Raw genomic sequence first — 15,769 nt, forward strand, 5'->3', positions numbered from 1 at the left:
CCGATTTTAGATTCACCAAAGTCGAGCGAGCATTCTCAGCCAGAACCGATAGTCGAAAATCTAGAAGTTTCAGAAACAGTAGAGTCGCTAGAATATCCTCAACCAGAACAGGTTGTCGAAAATCGGCCCGTTGTTTCAGAAACAGTAGAGTCGCTAGAACATCCTCAACCAGAACCGGTGGTCGAAAATCGGCCCGTTGTTTTAGAAACGGTAGAGTCGCTAGAACATCCTCAACCAGAACCGATTTTAGATTCACCAAAGTCGAGCGAGCATTCTCAGCCAGAACCGATAGTCGAAAATCTAGAAGTTTCAGAAACGGTAGAGTCGAGCGAGCATTCTCAACCAGAATCCGAACCAGTTGTAAAAAAACGGCCACTTAAAAAAAAGCCACAACCAACTAGCGATTCTCGACCAGAACAGCCACCTCTTACCAAAAAGCGACAAATAGAAAGAAAGCAACAGGATAGCGACGACAGCGAAAAACCACCCGCAGGCGACTCAGAATGAACCAATTACCAATGGCCAATTACCCATTCCCAATTCCTAAAGGTTAGTAATGATTAGTAATATTATCGCAATTTACCGCAAAGAACTACAAAGCTATTTTGCCTCGCCATTAGCCTATGCCATCGCAGCAGTCTTTTGGCTAATCACCGGCTACTTTTTAATAGCCATCCTCCTCGCCCCCGACGGGTTAATTCCCCAAATCGGCCAGCGAGACCAAATGGGAATTACCGAACCTCCCATCGACGTAGCCTACGAATTCCTGCAACTCTTTCTGCGAATTATGGGTTCCCTTTCCTTGTTCGTACTACCCGCACTCTCTATGGGACTTTACGCAGAAGAACGCAAACGCGGAACCTTAGAACTATTAGCCACATCGCCCTTAACAAACTGGGCAGTTGCTACCGGCAAACTCCTGGGAGTTTTAACATTTTATACCACAATGTTGCTGCCCCTGCTGTTCTGCGAGGCGATCGTCCTCAGTTCCTCAACCCCACCCGTACCCCCCGGAGTTCTTCTGCTAGGACACGCCGGCTTAATATTACTAGCAGCAGGAGTATTGTCGCTCGGAATGTTTATTTCCTCCCTCACCGACAGCACAATTTTATCCGCCATCCTCACCTTCGCCCTAGTATTATTTCTCTGGGTGATCGATGCAGCCGCCGTCGGTATCGGTGGCCCTTTCGGAACAGCATTAGGACATTTGTCCCTCTTAACAAATTACACCAATCTTGTCAAGGGAGTTTTCGATACCAGCAGTTTAATTATGTTGGCCAGTTACATCATTTTAGGAGTATTTCTGACCGCCCAATCCATCGATGCGCTGCGATATCAGCGTTCCTAAAAGCATCAGGGAAGGCTTCGGGGAATAAAGAGGAAAGAGTGGGAAAGTAAGAGATTTGGAGAGTTGCACATTAAAGGAAAAACCACCACTTCCCAATTCGCAATGCCCAATGCCCAATGCCCAATGCCCAATTCCCAGTTCCCAATTAATGTTAGTTATTCCACTAATTACTTGAAAGAATGAGATTTATTAATCCCAAAATCGACTTTGCGTTCAAAAAAATATTCGGTTCCAGCGACAGCAAAGACATCCTGATTAATTTTTTAAACGCCATCCTTTATGAAGCACAGCCGATCATCGAAGACTTAGAAATAATCGACTCCCCGCCAGAAACTCCAACTCTCGGAGTCCAAGACACACACCTAGATGTCAAAGCCACAATTAACGGCGACAGAATCGCCCTAGTTGAAATTCAACTGATCAACGTGCCTTCCTTTGGGAACAGAGTTTTGTACAACGCTGCCAAAAGCTACAGCCAGCAATTAACAGGAAAAGAACGCTACGAAAGACTAAAAACAGTAATTTCCTTGAAAATTACAGACTTTGAAATGTTTGAAAATCAGCCGGAATTTATGTCACGGTTTGTTTTCCAAGAAAAAGAGCAACAGTTTGAGTGTCCAGATACTGAAATAGAATTAGTATTTATCGAACTGCCAAAATTTAGCAAGGAATTAGCAGAATTAGAAACAAGTGCCGAGCAATGGATTTACTTTCTCGAAAATACCAGCAATCTGGACACAGTACCAGAAACACTCAGTGCAGTTCCAGAAATTCAGAAAGCTTTTAGAATTGCCAGCGAGGAAAACTTCACTCAGCAAGAATTAAATGAATTGCAGAAGCAAGAACTGTGGATTCAAGACCAGCAGATTGCCATAGAGGTAGCAAGAGAACAGGTGACAAAAACCGCTCAACTTTCCTTAATATTGCGTCAGCTAGTGCGGCGTTTAGGCACAATACAACCGGAAACCGAAAACTGCATCCGTGAATTAGGCGTAGAGCAATTAGAAGAACTAGGAGATGCCGTGCTGGACTTCAACAATCAGTCAGATTTAACAGCATGGTTGCAGGCTAATGCGATATAGAATAACATCCTTGAAGCGGAATTTTCTCACTCAATATTTACCTTATGAAAATTAGCAAAAAAAATTGGAAATACGTTTTTTTGCTGGGCCCCCTCCTCATCGCAGCGGGGGTAACAGCAGCACTTGTATCTGGAGTATGGGACCCCCTGACAGTCGGTTTAGTGATTGCCGGAGCAGTGACGATCGCACTTTGGCTGCTATATTTGAGTTACGAACAAAGCTTTTGGGGGCAGCGTTCCACTCAAGCCAGCACCAACGCCCTGATTGCTACCCTCGCCGTCTTTGTGATTCTCGGAGTAATTAACTTCATAGCAGTTCGCTATCCCGTCCGCCTCGACTTAACCGAAAGCCAACAATTTACCCTCGCCCCGCAGACTCAACAAATACTGCGAAACCTGCAACAAACAGTCAAAGTTTGGGTGTTTGACCCCACCCAAAATCCCCAAATCAAAGAATTGCTGCAAAGCTACAAACGCGAGGGAGGCGAAAAGTTCCAATTTGAGTTTGTTGACCCGCTAGCCCAACCGGGAAAAGCGCGGGAATTTAGCATTACCAGCGTCGGAGAAGTTTACCTGCAATCCGGTGACAAAAAACAGGTACTGCAAAAAGGCGGCACTGCTTTTGGTAGCGACCCGAATCAAGGGCTTTCAGAGATAAAACTTACCAATGGCTTAGAAGAAATCCTGAGCACTCGCGTTGCTACAGTTTACTTTTTGCAAGGCAAAGGAGCCCGCCCGATAAAGGAAGGTCAAGGCGGTATTCAGCAAGCTGAAAAAGCTCTGAAAGATAAATACTACAACGCCCAAACGCTGAATTTGACCGAACGCAAAGAAGTGCCAGAAGATGCAGATGCTTTAATCGTTCCGGGGCAGGACAAACCGTTTTCCGATACAGAAATTAAAGCACTAAGAGCTTATCTCGATCGCGGTGGCAGTTTATTGTTAATGGTAGACCCGGCAACTGATACGGGATTGGACAAATTGCTGCAAGAATGGGGCGTAAAACTAGACACCCGCTTGGCCATCGATGCTTCGGGTACTGGTCAAAGATTTGGCCTCGGCCCCACGGTTCCCACAGTCAGGCGCTACGGCGAACATCCGATTACTCAAAGTTTTGGCACCGGCATTTCTTTCTATCCGTTTGCGCGTGCTTTGGAAACCTCGCCCGTAGAAGGGATAGAGGAAAAACCGCTGATTTGGACGAGTCAAGAAAGTTGGGCGGAAAGCGATTTGACGACTAAGAAATTGGAGTTCGATCAAAAGACCGATCGACAAGGCCCGCTATTATTAGGTGTAGCTTTAGTTCGATCGTCCACTGACAGCACTCCCTTAAAGCCCTCACCTTCACCTTCACCAACTTCGCCGTCGCCTTCACCCCAAGCATCACCGACAACTTCGCCCTCGCCTTCACCCCAAGCATCACCGACAGATTCCCCATCGCCGACAGATTCCCCATCGCCGACAGATTCACCATCGCCGACAGATTCACCATCGCCGACAGATTCACCATCGCCAACTACTTCGCCATCGCCGACAGATTCACCGTCGCCAACTACTTCGCCATCGCCGACAGATTCACCGTCGCCAACTACTTCGCCATCGCCAACAACTTCACCATCGCCAACAACTTCACCATCGCCAACAACTTCACCATCGCCAACAACTTCGCCATCGCCAACAACTTCACCATCGCCAACAACTTCACCGTCGCCAACAACTTCGCCCTCGCCGACAACTTCACCAACAGCTTCCCCAATCAGCTATTCGGTGATTGTCTCGCAAGAAGCTACGCCTCCTGTATTACCGACGACTTCGCCAACACCGGCAGCATCTCCGACAGCATATCCCACAGCATATCCAGAAAGTTCGCCAATACCGACAGAATCTCCCACAGCATCTCCCACACCGACACCAGAAACATCTCCCACAGCATCTCCCACAACATCTCCCAGTCCAAAGTCAACTCCTTCCGCGCCTTCAACTCCTAGAAAAACATCGCGAATGGTAGTAATTGGCACATCTCAATTTGTGACTAACGGTTGGTTTGACCAACAACTCAATAGCGACGTGTTTATCAATTCAGTCAGTTGGTTGAGTAAACCAGACCAGCAAAGCTTTTCTATCAGTCCGAAAAAAGCTACCAACCGCCGCATTAACATGACGCCCATCCAAATAGGATTGCTGGTTTTAGCTTGGCTAATTTGGCCTTTACTCGGACTGGGAATTGGCGGCGCTATCTGGTGGAAGAGAAGATAAGTTAGTTGACTGTTGACTGTTGTCTGTTGACTGTTGACTGTTGACTGTTGACTGTTGACTGTTGTCATTTGTCATTTGTCATTTGTTAATCCTTTGCTGTGGCTAATAACAAAAAACCAATAACATTAATCAACTGTCAACAGTCAACAGTCAACAGTCAACAGTTAACAATGCCCAATGCCCAATGCCCAATGCCCAATGCCCAATTCTCAGTTACTATGAAATTGCAGAAAAATACATTAGTATTGATAGCCGTCGCGCTGAGCATGACGGGGTTGGTTGCTTTGTTCGAGATGCAAGTATCTCCGAAACAGGAAGCCGCTAAGGAAGAAAAACAGAAAATTTTTGCTTTTAACTCCGATCGCATACAATTCTTTACAGTCAAAACTCCCGAAAAAATATTGACTTTTGAACGAGTTTATGCTACAAAAGGAGGCAAGTCTAGCTGGGAAATGAAATTGCCAGTGCAAGCACACGCAAGTCAGGCATCGGTGGATTTTTTGCTAGACAGGCTGGCAACAGGAAAGAGCGATCGCACGATTAATATTACTGCTGCTCAACTGCCAGAATTCGGTCTCGACCAACCCCAAGCTACAGTCACAGTAAAGCTGGACAACCAGGAAACTCACCGCCTAGTTTTAGGCAAAACAGACTTTAGCGGCCGCTTCTTGTACGCTCAAGCCAATCCGCCGGAAGCGCCCCCTCAAAATTCCGCCCAAAATTTGTCCGTGCTGCTAGTGCCTTTTGACTTTAAAAATGCCGTCCAGCGACCTTTGTCAGAGTGGAAAAAAGCAGAAGAACCCAAAACAGACCAACCGCAAAAACCATCTCCCACGCCAAGTCCTGAGAATAAATAGATGGCCGTTCGATCTGAGATGTTGCACCATTCTCAATAAGCCTTTTATGAACAGGCAAGATGGCTGTTCCACAAAGAGTGAATTTTCTTGTGGAACAGCCATCTTGCCTGTGGCTGACAATGGTGCACTCTGGGATAGAATTTAAAGAACCAATCCCAAAACCTGTTACATCCAACATTCCTCACCTAAAATACAGAAAAGTCTAAACTTAAACTGTATTTAAGTGGCGTGCATTACCCCCAGGAAAGGGCGAATATGTTTCAGACAGCACTCAACCAAGGTACGACAGCAACGGATACAGCGCTTGACGTTGAACTCCGCAAGGTCTTTAAGGTATTTAACGGCGAAACCGCAGTCCGCGGAGTTGACCTCAACATCCGCCAAGGAGAATTTTTTAGCATCCTCGGGCCTAGCGGCTGCGGCAAGACTACGACCCTGCGGTTAATCGCTGGGTTCGAGACTCCCTCGGCGGGCGAATTGATGATTCGGGGCCAGTCGATGACCAACACTCCAGCTTACCGCCGTCCGGTAAATACTGTGTTTCAAAGCTATGCTTTGTTCGGACACATGAATGTCTGGGACAATATCGCTTTTGGATTGCGGATAAAAAAGCTGGGGAAAGCAGAAATTGAAGAACGGGTACGGGAAGTTTTGCAATTGGTGAAAATGGAATCTTTCGCCAACAGGTTTCCCGGTCAAATGTCAGGTGGCCAGCAGCAGCGGGTGGCTTTGGCGAGAGCTCTGGTAAATCGACCGGCGGTTTTGCTGCTGGACGAACCTCTGGGTGCTCTGGATTTAAAGTTGCGGAAGCAGATGCAGTTGGAACTGTCGAATTTGCATCAAGAATTGGGTTTGACTTTTGTGATGGTGACTCACGACCAAGAAGAGGCGATGAGTCTGTCTGACCGGATTGCGGTGATGCACGAGGGGAGGATCGAGCAAATTGGCTCTCCTGAAGAAATTTATGAGTGTCCGCAGACGGCTTTTGTGGCGGATTTTATTGGGGATACGAATTTGTTTTCTGGTACGGTGGAGTCGATCGACCGATCGACTATCACAGTTCGCACATCAGCCAATCTGAAAATAGTCGTTCAGCAGTCGGATATGTGGAGTGGTGTCACAGGCGACTCTGTTGTGGTCAGCGTTCGGCCGGAAAAAGTATATTTGAATCTCTACGAGCCGGAAGTGTCGGTCAACTGTTTTGAAGGGCGGCTCAAAAATACTATGTACATGGGCACGCACGTTCATTACGTGGTTGAGTTGGCGTCGGGCGATAAAATTACTGTACGCCAGCCAAATACCGGCGGTTCTTTCCCAGATCCGCACACGCCGATTTACGCTTATTGGGGAACTACTGATTGTCTCGCTTTGACCGATCGAGCATAATTACGAAGGAAGTTCGGCAACGAACACGCGATCGAGATTTAACGGATGTCACGGAGGTCGGGAAGTTCGGCAACGAACAGTGTACGGGATTTAACCGATTTAACGGATGGATGTTGCAGGGAAGTTCGGTAACGAGCAGTGTACGGGATTTAACCGATTTAATCTAATTTCCCAATCCCTAATTGCCCAATCTAAAATCTAAAATCTAAAATCGAATTTCCCAATCCCCAATTCCCCAATCTAAAATCTAAAATCTAAAATCTAAAATCTAACTGTGCCTCCGACTAACTTACCAATTTCCAGGATTTTTCCGGCTAATTCTACACGCCGTCAGTTCCTAAAAAATTCGGCGGCGACAATTTCCGGGTTAGCTGTTTCGAGTTGCGGCTGGCGACTTGCAGACGTACAATCTGCTCCTGCCGTCAAAGGTTCTGCCGACCAACTTTTCATCTATACTTGGGCAGGCTATACCGATGACGCTTTGCTCGATCGCTTTGCCGAAAAAACCGGCATTCGCGTAGTGGCCGACGTGTTTAGCTCCAACGAAGAGATGCTGGCGAGAGTTCAAGCAGGTGGCGCCCGCGCCTACAGCATCATTTACCCATCTGATTACATGGTGGTTCAAATGACGGAACTCGGGCTGTTGAGCCCATTAGACCATTCGAGTTTGGGCGGACTCGATCGGCTCAGAAAGCAGTTCCAAAACCCTGTCTATGACCCAGGAAACCGCTACAGCGTGCCTTTGAGTTGGGGAACCACAGGCTTGATTTACAACACCGAACAACTCAAAGAAGCTCCTGAAGATTGGGACTATTTGTGGCAGCACAAACAGGAGTTAGCAAGGCGAATGACGCTGGCGAGTGATGTTCGAGAAGTCATGGGCGCTGCGTTGCGGATGCTGGGCTATTCTCTGAATTCTACGAACCAAGAGCAAGTGAAACAAGCTTACGAAAAGTTGGTGGAACTCAAACCGGCGATCGCATCTTTTACTACTGATGCTTGGCGGCCTCAAATGCTGACGGGGGATTTGAAGGTAGCTATGTGTTATTCTTCTGATGCTAATGAAGTAATTTCAGATAACGATAAATTGAAGTATGTCGTCCCCAAAAGCGGTTCTTCTCTGTGGACTGACACTTTAGTAATTCCTAAAGGTTCTCCCAATCCCGAAGCAGCTTATAAATGGATTAACTTTATGCTGCAACCCGATGTCGCTGCTTCTTTAGTAGAGCGGCTCAGTTTTTCAACTCCTTCGGAAGATGCTTTTAGTTTGTTGCCGCCGGAAGTGCGCGAAAACGACATTCTTTTCCCTTCGGAAGATCTTTTGAAAAAGTGCGAAGGTGTGGCTCCGGTAGGCAAATTTATGGAAGTGTACGATCGCTATTGGACTCAATTAACCAGCGGCTAATCATCAAACCTAGGGCGGGTTTTACAGGAAATCTCTGATTCTTACCCAATATATACATCAACCTGCCCCCCTAAAGCAGAGCGCCCACTCTATCCGTATTATATCCGCGTTAACCCGCGTTCATCAGCGGTTAAAAACTCAAAAAAATTGATCTATGGCTGTTTCAACTAGAACTCCCCCTCCTATTCCTCCCAATTCTCCTTTGAAGGCTGAAACTGTTTCCCCGTGGTCTGCTTGGGCTGGGCCACTGGCATTGCTCGGCCCTTCTGGCTTGTTGCTGCTTTTATTATTAGTCATACCAACTTTGGTGATTTTTCAGCTTAGTTTGGTGCCGAATATTAAGCCGGGAGATTTGGTGAATCCTTCGGGAATCGGCAATTACCTGAGAGTGTTTGAGCCGCTGAATTTACAGGTAATGGGTCGATCTCTCTTTTTCGCAACGGGGACTACTATTCTGTGTTTGCTGCTGGGATTTCCCGTCGCTTACTGGATCGCCCTCAATGTCTCGAAAAAGTGGCGGAATTTAACTTTGTTAGGCTTTGTGTTGCCGCTGTGGACTTCTTCGCTGTTGCGATCGTATGCTTGGATTACAATTTTGCGTCCTACGGGTGTTCTCAACTCGCTCCTGGGACTTTTGGGCATCCCTCCTCTAGAATTGCTCAATCAAAGTTCCGCAGTTCTAATCGGCATGGCTTACAGTTATTTGCCTTATATCGTGACAATTCTCTACGCATCTTTGGAAAAGTTAGACCGCAGGTTGCTAGAAGCATCTCAGGATTTGGGTGCGAATCCAGTGGAAACTTTCTGGAAAGTGACAGTACCTCAGACTATGCCGGGAATTGCTGCGGGTTCTTTGCTAGTATTTATTAGCAGTTTGGGCGATTTTGTCGATCCGGAGTTGCTCGGTGGAGCTTCGAGTATGACGGCGGCTCGTTTGATTTACAATCAGTTTTTGGGGGCGACTCAAAATTGGGGGCTGGGTTCGGCTCTGAGTATGGTATTAATCTTTGCAGTGAGTATCGGAATTGCCCTTTTGCTCAAATATGGCGATCGTAATGCAATTTAGGATGTTAAAGGAAGAAGGAAGAAGGAAGAAGCAAGAAGGAAGAAAACAATCCTAACCTATTACCAATTACCGATTACCAATTACCGATTACCGAGAAATGGAAAATACCGCCGACCATCCACAGGAGGAAATACAAGCCGATATGTACTTAAAACCTAAATTTAAGGTTTCTTGGCAGGTAATATTTGCCGTTTTGATGTTTTTTTATATGTACCTGCCCATCCTGGTACTCACATTTTACAGCTTTAACAAATCGCGTTTTAGCGCCGGCTGGGAAGGATTTACTTTAGATTGGTACGTTAAATTATTTAGCGATACGCGGATTTTAGTGGCCCTGAGAAACAGTTTAACAGTGGCTGTTTGTGCAGTTGCAATCTCGGCTGTACTTGGCACTTTGATGGCCGTTGGTTTAGCGCGCTATCGCTTTCCTGGCAAGAGTTTATATCAGGGAGTCTCCTACTTGCCGATTATTATTCCAGATATTGCGACCGCAGTTGCTACTCTGGTATTTTTAGCGGCGCTGGCTATTCCTCTGAGTTTGTGGACAATTGTCGCCGCTCACATTGTGTTTTGTCTGGCTTACATCGCCCTAGCTGTTTCTACTAGATTGGCCGATTTAAACCCGTATTTAGAAGAGGCTGCCTTGGATTTGGGTGCAACGCCTGTTGAAGCTTTTATTCAGGTTTTGCTCCCTCAATTAATACCCGGAATTGTTTCCGGTTGTCTGCTGTCTTTTGTTCTCAGCATGGACGATTTTTTGATTGCGAGTTTTACCGCAGGTAGCGGGACTACAACTCTGCCGATGGAAATTTTTAGCCGGATTCGGACTGGGGTGAAACCTGATATTAATGCTCTCAGCGTGCTGTTGATAGTAGGTTCGGGAGGATTGGCATTTTTAGCGGAATATTTGCGCGGCCGGGGCGAGCAAAAACGGACTCATTAGTCATTGGTCATTGGTCATTGGTTATTACTCACCAAAAAACCCGGTTTCTTTGAGAAACCGGGTTTCTGAGGCGGTAATGTACGCAGTTGAAACCCTACAGAGGTTCTGCGTCTAGGACTGAATTGCTGCTATTTTGCTGCTGGTAATTTCACCTTAGTAGCCAAACCTAATGCTTCCATGACTTGAATTGTCATCCAAGTGAAGTCAATTTCCCACCATTTCATACCGTGACGCGCAGAGTATTGAAAAGCGTGGTGGTTGTTGTGCCAGCCTTCGCCGTAAGTCAAAACCGCAACCCACCAACAGTTAGTAGAACTATCTTCGGTTTCGTAAGTGCGGTAGCCAAATTTGTGAGTGGCGCTGTTAACAAACCAAGTGCAGTGATATACCGCAACTAAGCGGACAAAAATTACCCAAACTACAAAAGGCCAGCCTGCTGCTAAGTAAAGCAACACGCCAAATGCGATTTGAATGGGGAGAAAGTAGTTTTGCAAAAACTGGTAAAAGGGGTCGCTCGAAATGTCTTTTGTGCAGCGAGAAATTTCAGCGTGAGCTGGACCTTTATATAGCATCCAGCCGAGGTGACTCCACCAAAAACCCTTTTGGGCATTGTGAGGGTCGAGCGCATTTTGGTCAGAGTTGGTGTGGTGCAATCGGTGCAGCCCAACCCAATCAATTATTCCTCCTTGACAGGCAAGGGCTCCGCAAAATGCTAGAAAGTATTCTACGAATTTTGGTGTCTGAAAACTGCGGTGGGTGAGCATTCGATGCCATCCGAGAGTTATTCCCAAACCGCCGGTTATCCAGTGCATGAATACTGTTAAACCAACTGCTGTCCAATTGAAGTTACTGGGTAGCAGTGCGAACAAAGCGCCGATATGAAGTCCTGCTAAACTAATAACGTGCTTCCAATTGTATTGGAGTTTTTCTTGCGTTGCAATTGTCATTCTCTTTTTGATTTCTGATGAGATGCCGAGCTGAATTCACGCATAATAGTTTGGATTGAACAGTGAACTTTTTTGCTGCACTCTTGCCCAAACTAATAAAGAATCAATGATAGATTTTGGATTAGGATTGAAAAAGATTTACCGTTGTATTTTGAAAATAAAAATTTTGGCTGCCAAACAAAATTTTTTGTTCCCAACTCTATTATAACTGATTCTGGTTTTGGTTGGGTCGATCGCACTAGAAGATGCGAGCTTACTTCAACCCAACCTCTACCGATCGCAAAAACACGATTAGGCATTGGTCACGAGCCATTAGTCCAGACCTGATGACCGACAACCAATGACTAATTGCCGATCGCTATTTTTCGGCTAATTTCACTTTGGTTGCCAAACCAAGTGCTTGCAGCAGTTGAATTGTCATCCAGGTGAAGTCGATTTCCCACCATTGAAGACCGTGGCGAGCCGAGTATTGAAAGGCGTGGTGGTTATTGTGCCAGCCTTCGCCGTATGTGAGCAGGGCAACCCACCAGCAGTTCGTCGATCCATCGCCCGACTCGTAGGTGCGGTAGCCAAATTTGTGGGTAGCGCTGTTAACCAGCCAAGTGCAGTGGAACACCACCACGATCCGCATAAACACGCCCCAAACCACGAAAGACCAGCCGCCTAATAAATAAAGCAACACACCGAAGACGACTTGGATGGGGATAAAATATGCTTGGAGAAACTTGTATACTGGGTCGTCGCCGATGTCTTTAGTAAAGCGGGGGATTTCCACTCTGATGGGGAGATCCGACAGCATCCAGCCCATGTGGCTCCACCAGAAGCCTTGATTGGAATCGTGCGGATCGGTTTCGGTGTCGGAATGTATGTGGTGTAACCGGTGCATTCCTACCCAGTCGATCGGGCCACCTTCACAGGAAAGAGTACCGCAAATAACTAGAAAATACTCTAGCCATTTCGGTGTTTGAAAACTGCGGTGGGTGACTAGGCGGTGATATCCGAGAGTAATTCCTAAACCACCTGTTACCCAATGCAGGAATACTGCTAGCCCGACAGCAGACCAGCTAAAATTACCCGGCAGCAAAGCAAATAAAGCACCGATGTGCAGAAAGGCCATAAAGCCTATGACAGGCCAATCAGGAGAAGTTTTTTTGGAAGTTGCAATCGTCATGAATATATTATGTTTACAAACTAGGGGCCGCATCTACGCCATAATGAACAGCGCGCACGCAAAGGGTGAGCGAGGTATAGATGAATAGCGTTTCACGGCTACAGGAAGCAGAACAGGCACTCTTTCAGATTTTTTCTGGTATTGACACTACAGTCAAGCAAAATCTTCAACGAGTCTTAAAAGCTTTTCGCAGCCACCGGGTTGGAGTCCACCATTTTGCAGGGGTTACGGGTTACGGCCACGATGATTTGGGTCGGGAGACTTTGGACGGGGTGTTTGCCGAAGTGGTAGGGGCCCAGGCCGCGGCTGTCCGGGTACAGTTTGTTTCGGGTACTCACGCGATCGCCTGTGCTCTTTTTGGCATCCTGCGTCCTGGTGACGAAATGTTGGCAGTGGCTGGTTCTCCCTACGATACTTTAGAAGAAGTGATCGGCTTGCGGGGGCAAGGTCAAGGTTCACTGCTTGAGTTTGGCATTAGTTACCGTGAGTTGCCTCTAACTCGCGAAGGAAGTTTGGATTGGCAGGCATTGAGCTCTACTATTTCAGCAAAGACTCGCCTGGTTTTTATCCAGCGCTCTTGCGGCTATTCTTGGCGGTCGAGTTTGTCTATTTCTGAGATTGAAAAAATCGTCGCTGTAGTCAAACATCAGAATCCTAACACAATTTGCTTTGTTGATAATTGTTACGGGGAGTTTGTCGAAAATTGCGAACCTACTGCTGTGGGTGCGGATCTGATGGCTGGTTCTTTGATCAAAAATCCGGGGGGTACGATCGTCCCTGCGGGCGGTTACGTAGCCGGGAGGGCTGATTTGGTGGAGGCGGCAACTTGTCGCTTGACGGCGCCAGGAATTGGCAGCAGCGGCGGCGCAACTTTTGATTTGAATCGGCTGCTGTTTCAGGGTTTGTTTATGGCTCCCGGTTGTGTGGGGGAGGCGATGAAGGGAAATCATTTGACGGCTTATGTTTTTTATAAGTTGGGTTATCGCGTGAATCCTATGCCTTTGGCTAGAAGACGAGATGTGATTCAGGCGATCGAATTCGGTTCTGCTGATAAATTAGTTGCTTTTTGTAGGGCGGTTCAGCAAAATTCCCCCGTCGGTTCCTATTTAGATCCGGTGCCGGCTCCGATGCACGGGTATGAAAGTCAGTTAGTGATGGCTGGGGGTACTTTTATTGATGGGAGTACGTCGGAGTTTTCGGCTGACGGGCCTCTGCGGGAACCTTACGTGGCTTTTTGTCAGGGGGGAACTCATTGGACTCATGTATCGATCGCTCTTGAGGATGCGATCGAGGCTGTGGGCCCGGCTAAGTAAGTTGTAGGGGCGGTGCGGTATGGGGGCTCCCTGGGTTTGCAGGGTGATTTTTGGGGATTTTTTGACCGCAGATGCAGGCAGATTGACGCTGATGAACGCAGATTAGAAGATGTATCCGGGATCGGCTGCTGGGAGTTGGCTCGCCTTCGATCGCGCCGGAACCGGAACACAGGAGCGGAGTTAAAATTAATATCGCTGTATGTGCGAGTTTACTCCGCATTTTTGAGTGCTTGAATATCGCCTTGCATAATTATGCTGACATTGCGCGAAATCTTGTCGATTTCCCAATCCCACCACCGAATTTCTAAGAGTTGTGCAACTTCAGCATCGCTAAAACGCTGTTTGATTGGATGTGCGGGATTTCCACCAACAACGGTGTAAGCGGGAATGTCTTTTACTACAACGGATTTGGCTGCAATGACTGCACCGTCGCCGATTTTGACTCCAGGCATAATCAGGGATTCATAGCCGATCCAAACATCATTGCCAATGACGGTATCGCCTTTACTTGGCAGTTCCATTAATAAATTCATGGCTGTTTCCCAACCATTCCCAAAAACAGGAAAAGGATAAGTTGAAATCCCGTCTAGTTTGTGATTTGCACCGTTCATAATGAATTTGACGTTGGTGGCGATCGCACAAAATTTACCAATAATTAATTTGTCGTTTCCGTAGTTATAAAGTACATTTTTTTCAAAATTTTCTGGATCTATTGGATCGTCGTAATATGAGTAATCGCCGACGATAATGTTGGGGGATTTAATAAAGTTTTTGATGAAGCATACGCGCCGCTGATCGGCCATCGGATAAGGTCGGTTTGGATCGGGCCCAATTTCTGTCATAAGTTTCCATCCTTATTCGTTAAGCTGCTGGATTGATGTAGTGTTAGTTCGAGTGAGGTTTGATTCTGCTTCAATAACATAGAGTAATAAAGTTTGTCAAGGGGTGGGCGAGAAATTTTGGGTCGATCGCGCTGCAAGAAATGAGACAAAATGGTAAAAGCCAACATCCATCCGCGTTCCGAAGCGGTTAAAAATCCCAAATTAATATTAAAGAAGCGATCGCAGTGAGACTATTTATGAGAGTACGAACCTACGAAATCGGTGATACCCAACAAATTGTAAAACTGTTTTACGACACCGTACACGAAGTAAACATCCGCGATTACACACAAGCACAAGTAGATGCTTGGGCACCAGCAGATATGGATATCGAAAGTTGGACTAAAAGTTTAAGCAGTAAATTTACTTTCATAGCAGAAGAGGGCGATCAAATTGCAGGTTTTGGGGAATTAGAAGCAAGCGGCCATATCGATCGCTTTTACTGTCATCAAGATTTTCAAAGGCAAGGAGTTGGCAGGCTAATTTTAAAACAAATTGAGTCAAAAGCCAAAGACTTAGGAATTAACAAGTTATTTACCGAAGCCAGCATTACAGCTCGACCTTTTTTTGAAAGCCACGGATTTAGTGTGGTTAGAAAACAAGAAGTAGAACGCAGAGGACAAAAACTCATCAACTTTGCCATGGAAAAAAATATATAAACAACGATTTGTGTAAAATTAGATCGAAGAGTTTTACGGAGGAGTTGCGATGGTGACGGAAGCTACAAATGTGGTGGGCGGAAAGTTAGAGACTTGCTGCACGTCGCCGATGACGGGCTATTATCGAGACGGCAAATGCAATACAGGTGGTGGCGACTTTGGGGCTCACACTGTTTGTGCTCAACTGACAGAAGAGTTTTTGCAATTCACTAAATCGAACGGAAATGATTTGAGCACTCCGGTTCCCGAATTTAATTTCCCCGGTTTGAAGCCTGGGGATTGCTGGTGTTTGTGCGCGTCTCGGTGGAAGGAAGCAATGGATGCAGGAGTTGCGCCGCCTGTGGTTTTGGCTGCGACTCACGCCTTGACTTTGGAATACGTTTCTTTGGATGAATTGAAGCAGCACGCTGCTGATTTGTAGGAGGATGTTGGTGTGCGATCGCTTTTAGTCAATAA

The 15,769-nt window shown here is 46.5% G+C and carries 15 protein-coding genes and 1 pseudogene; 13 read left to right on the plus strand and 3 right to left on the minus strand.

Translation table 11 applies throughout. From position 1 onward, the window contains the following. The 10 genes and pseudogenes from QUB14_RS06585 to QUB14_RS06630 all read left to right on the plus strand — a co-directional run. A pseudogene (locus tag QUB14_RS06585) lies at window positions 1–507 on the plus strand (ATP-binding cassette domain-containing protein); the annotation flags it as partial. 49 nt (window positions 508–556) lie between these two features. Beyond that, the gene (locus QUB14_RS06590) at window positions 557–1,348 is read left to right on the plus strand and encodes an ABC transporter permease (protein WP_190663106.1); all 792 of its coding nucleotides are present in this window, start codon (window positions 557–559) and stop codon (window positions 1,346–1,348) included. Window positions 1,349–1,527: 179 nt separating this feature from the next. Then, window positions 1,528–2,430, plus strand: coding sequence for an Rpn family recombination-promoting nuclease/putative transposase (locus QUB14_RS06595; RefSeq protein ID WP_333216493.1), 903 nt, complete (start codon window positions 1,528–1,530; stop codon window positions 2,428–2,430). A gap of 44 nt (window positions 2,431–2,474) precedes the next feature. Continuing rightward, the gene (locus QUB14_RS06600; protein ID WP_333216491.1) at window positions 2,475–4,685 is read left to right on the plus strand and encodes a Gldg family protein; all 2,211 of its coding nucleotides are present in this window, start codon (window positions 2,475–2,477) and stop codon (window positions 4,683–4,685) included. Window positions 4,686–4,876: 191 nt separating this feature from the next. After that, a complete protein-coding gene (locus tag QUB14_RS06605) occupies window positions 4,877–5,542 on the plus strand; it encodes a DUF4340 domain-containing protein (RefSeq protein WP_333216489.1) in 666 nt (221 codons plus the stop codon). Between the two features lie 255 nt (window positions 5,543–5,797). Then, window positions 5,798–6,928 (plus strand): ABC transporter ATP-binding protein, encoded by a 1,131-nt coding sequence (locus tag QUB14_RS06610; RefSeq protein WP_190663102.1) that lies wholly within the window; start codon window positions 5,798–5,800, stop codon window positions 6,926–6,928. After that, entirely contained in the window at window positions 6,901–7,095 is a 195-nt protein-coding gene (locus QUB14_RS06615) for a hypothetical protein (protein ID WP_190663101.1), read from the plus strand. The genes QUB14_RS06610 and QUB14_RS06615 overlap by 28 nt, the downstream gene beginning before the upstream one ends. A gap of 107 nt (window positions 7,096–7,202) precedes the next feature. Then, window positions 7,203–8,333 (plus strand): spermidine/putrescine ABC transporter substrate-binding protein, encoded by a 1,131-nt coding sequence (locus tag QUB14_RS06620; protein WP_333216486.1) that lies wholly within the window; start codon window positions 7,203–7,205, stop codon window positions 8,331–8,333. Between the two features lie 154 nt (window positions 8,334–8,487). Then, window positions 8,488–9,399, plus strand: a complete 912-nt coding sequence (locus QUB14_RS06625; protein ID WP_333137887.1) for an ABC transporter permease — start codon at window positions 8,488–8,490, stop codon at window positions 9,397–9,399. A gap of 97 nt (window positions 9,400–9,496) precedes the next feature. Next, a complete protein-coding gene (locus tag QUB14_RS06630; RefSeq protein ID WP_333216484.1) occupies window positions 9,497–10,342 on the plus strand; it encodes an ABC transporter permease in 846 nt (281 codons plus the stop codon). Window positions 10,343–10,470: 128 nt separating this feature from the next. Here QUB14_RS06630 and QUB14_RS06635 read toward each other — a convergent pair whose 3' ends face one another. Then, the gene (locus QUB14_RS06635; protein WP_190663097.1) at window positions 10,471–11,289 is read right to left on the minus strand and encodes a fatty acid desaturase; all 819 of its coding nucleotides are present in this window, start codon (window positions 11,287–11,289) and stop codon (window positions 10,471–10,473) included. A gap of 358 nt (window positions 11,290–11,647) precedes the next feature. Next, window positions 11,648–12,460 (minus strand): acyl-CoA desaturase, encoded by an 813-nt coding sequence (locus QUB14_RS06640; RefSeq protein WP_333071693.1) that lies wholly within the window; start codon window positions 12,458–12,460, stop codon window positions 11,648–11,650. A gap of 80 nt (window positions 12,461–12,540) precedes the next feature. Between QUB14_RS06640 and QUB14_RS06645 the strand changes: the two genes are divergently transcribed. Next, window positions 12,541–13,773 carry a methionine gamma-lyase family protein gene (locus QUB14_RS06645; RefSeq protein ID WP_333216481.1) on the plus strand — a complete coding sequence of 411 codons (1,233 nt, stop codon included), beginning with the start codon at window positions 12,541–12,543 and terminating at the stop codon, window positions 13,771–13,773. A 209-nt stretch (window positions 13,774–13,982) separates the two neighbouring features. Here the strand turns inward: QUB14_RS06645 and QUB14_RS06650 are convergent, their stop codons facing one another. Continuing rightward, on the minus strand, window positions 13,983–14,615 hold the full coding sequence (locus QUB14_RS06650) for a Vat family streptogramin A O-acetyltransferase (RefSeq protein ID WP_333216479.1): 633 nt from the start codon (window positions 14,613–14,615) through the stop codon (window positions 13,983–13,985). Window positions 14,616–14,851: 236 nt separating this feature from the next. Here QUB14_RS06650 and QUB14_RS06655 point away from each other — a divergent pair, with 236 nt between their 5' ends. Further along, the gene (locus tag QUB14_RS06655) at window positions 14,852–15,313 is read left to right on the plus strand and encodes a GNAT family N-acetyltransferase (RefSeq protein ID WP_333216477.1); all 462 of its coding nucleotides are present in this window, start codon (window positions 14,852–14,854) and stop codon (window positions 15,311–15,313) included. Between the two features lie 49 nt (window positions 15,314–15,362). Next, window positions 15,363–15,734: a DUF2237 domain-containing protein gene (locus QUB14_RS06660; protein WP_333169875.1), complete on the plus strand. Its 372-nt coding sequence runs from the start codon at window positions 15,363–15,365 to the stop codon at window positions 15,732–15,734. Window positions 15,735–15,769: the final 35 nt, after the last annotated feature.

This window comes from Microcoleus sp. B3-D2 (genome assembly GCF_036705345.1).
GTDB lineage: Bacteria > Cyanobacteriota > Cyanobacteriia > Cyanobacteriales > Microcoleaceae > Microcoleus.

Coding starts and splice junctions, on each gene's coding strand:
- QUB14_RS06635 (WP_190663097.1), bottom strand. CDS start 11,289: ATGACAATTGCAACGCAAGAAAAACTCCAATACAATTGGAAGCACGTT.
- QUB14_RS06630 (WP_333216484.1), top strand. CDS start 9,497: ATGGAAAATACCGCCGACCATCCACAGGAGGAAATACAAGCCGATATG.
- QUB14_RS06640 (WP_333071693.1), bottom strand. CDS start 12,460: ATGACGATTGCAACTTCCAAAAAAACTTCTCCTGATTGGCCTGTCATA.
- QUB14_RS06595 (WP_333216493.1), top strand. CDS start 1,528: ATGAGATTTATTAATCCCAAAATCGACTTTGCGTTCAAAAAAATATTC.
- QUB14_RS06600 (WP_333216491.1), top strand. CDS start 2,475: ATGAAAATTAGCAAAAAAAATTGGAAATACGTTTTTTTGCTGGGCCCC.
- QUB14_RS06660 (WP_333169875.1), top strand. CDS start 15,363: ATGGTGACGGAAGCTACAAATGTGGTGGGCGGAAAGTTAGAGACTTGC.
- QUB14_RS06610 (WP_190663102.1), top strand. CDS start 5,798: ATGTTTCAGACAGCACTCAACCAAGGTACGACAGCAACGGATACAGCG.
- QUB14_RS06650 (WP_333216479.1), bottom strand. CDS start 14,615: ATGACAGAAATTGGGCCCGATCCAAACCGACCTTATCCGATGGCCGAT.
- QUB14_RS06605 (WP_333216489.1), top strand. CDS start 4,877: ATGCCCAATGCCCAATTCTCAGTTACTATGAAATTGCAGAAAAATACA.
- QUB14_RS06655 (WP_333216477.1), top strand. CDS start 14,852: ATGAGAGTACGAACCTACGAAATCGGTGATACCCAACAAATTGTAAAA.
- QUB14_RS06590 (WP_190663106.1), top strand. CDS start 557: ATGATTAGTAATATTATCGCAATTTACCGCAAAGAACTACAAAGCTAT.
- QUB14_RS06645 (WP_333216481.1), top strand. CDS start 12,541: ATGAATAGCGTTTCACGGCTACAGGAAGCAGAACAGGCACTCTTTCAG.
- QUB14_RS06625 (WP_333137887.1), top strand. CDS start 8,488: ATGGCTGTTTCAACTAGAACTCCCCCTCCTATTCCTCCCAATTCTCCT.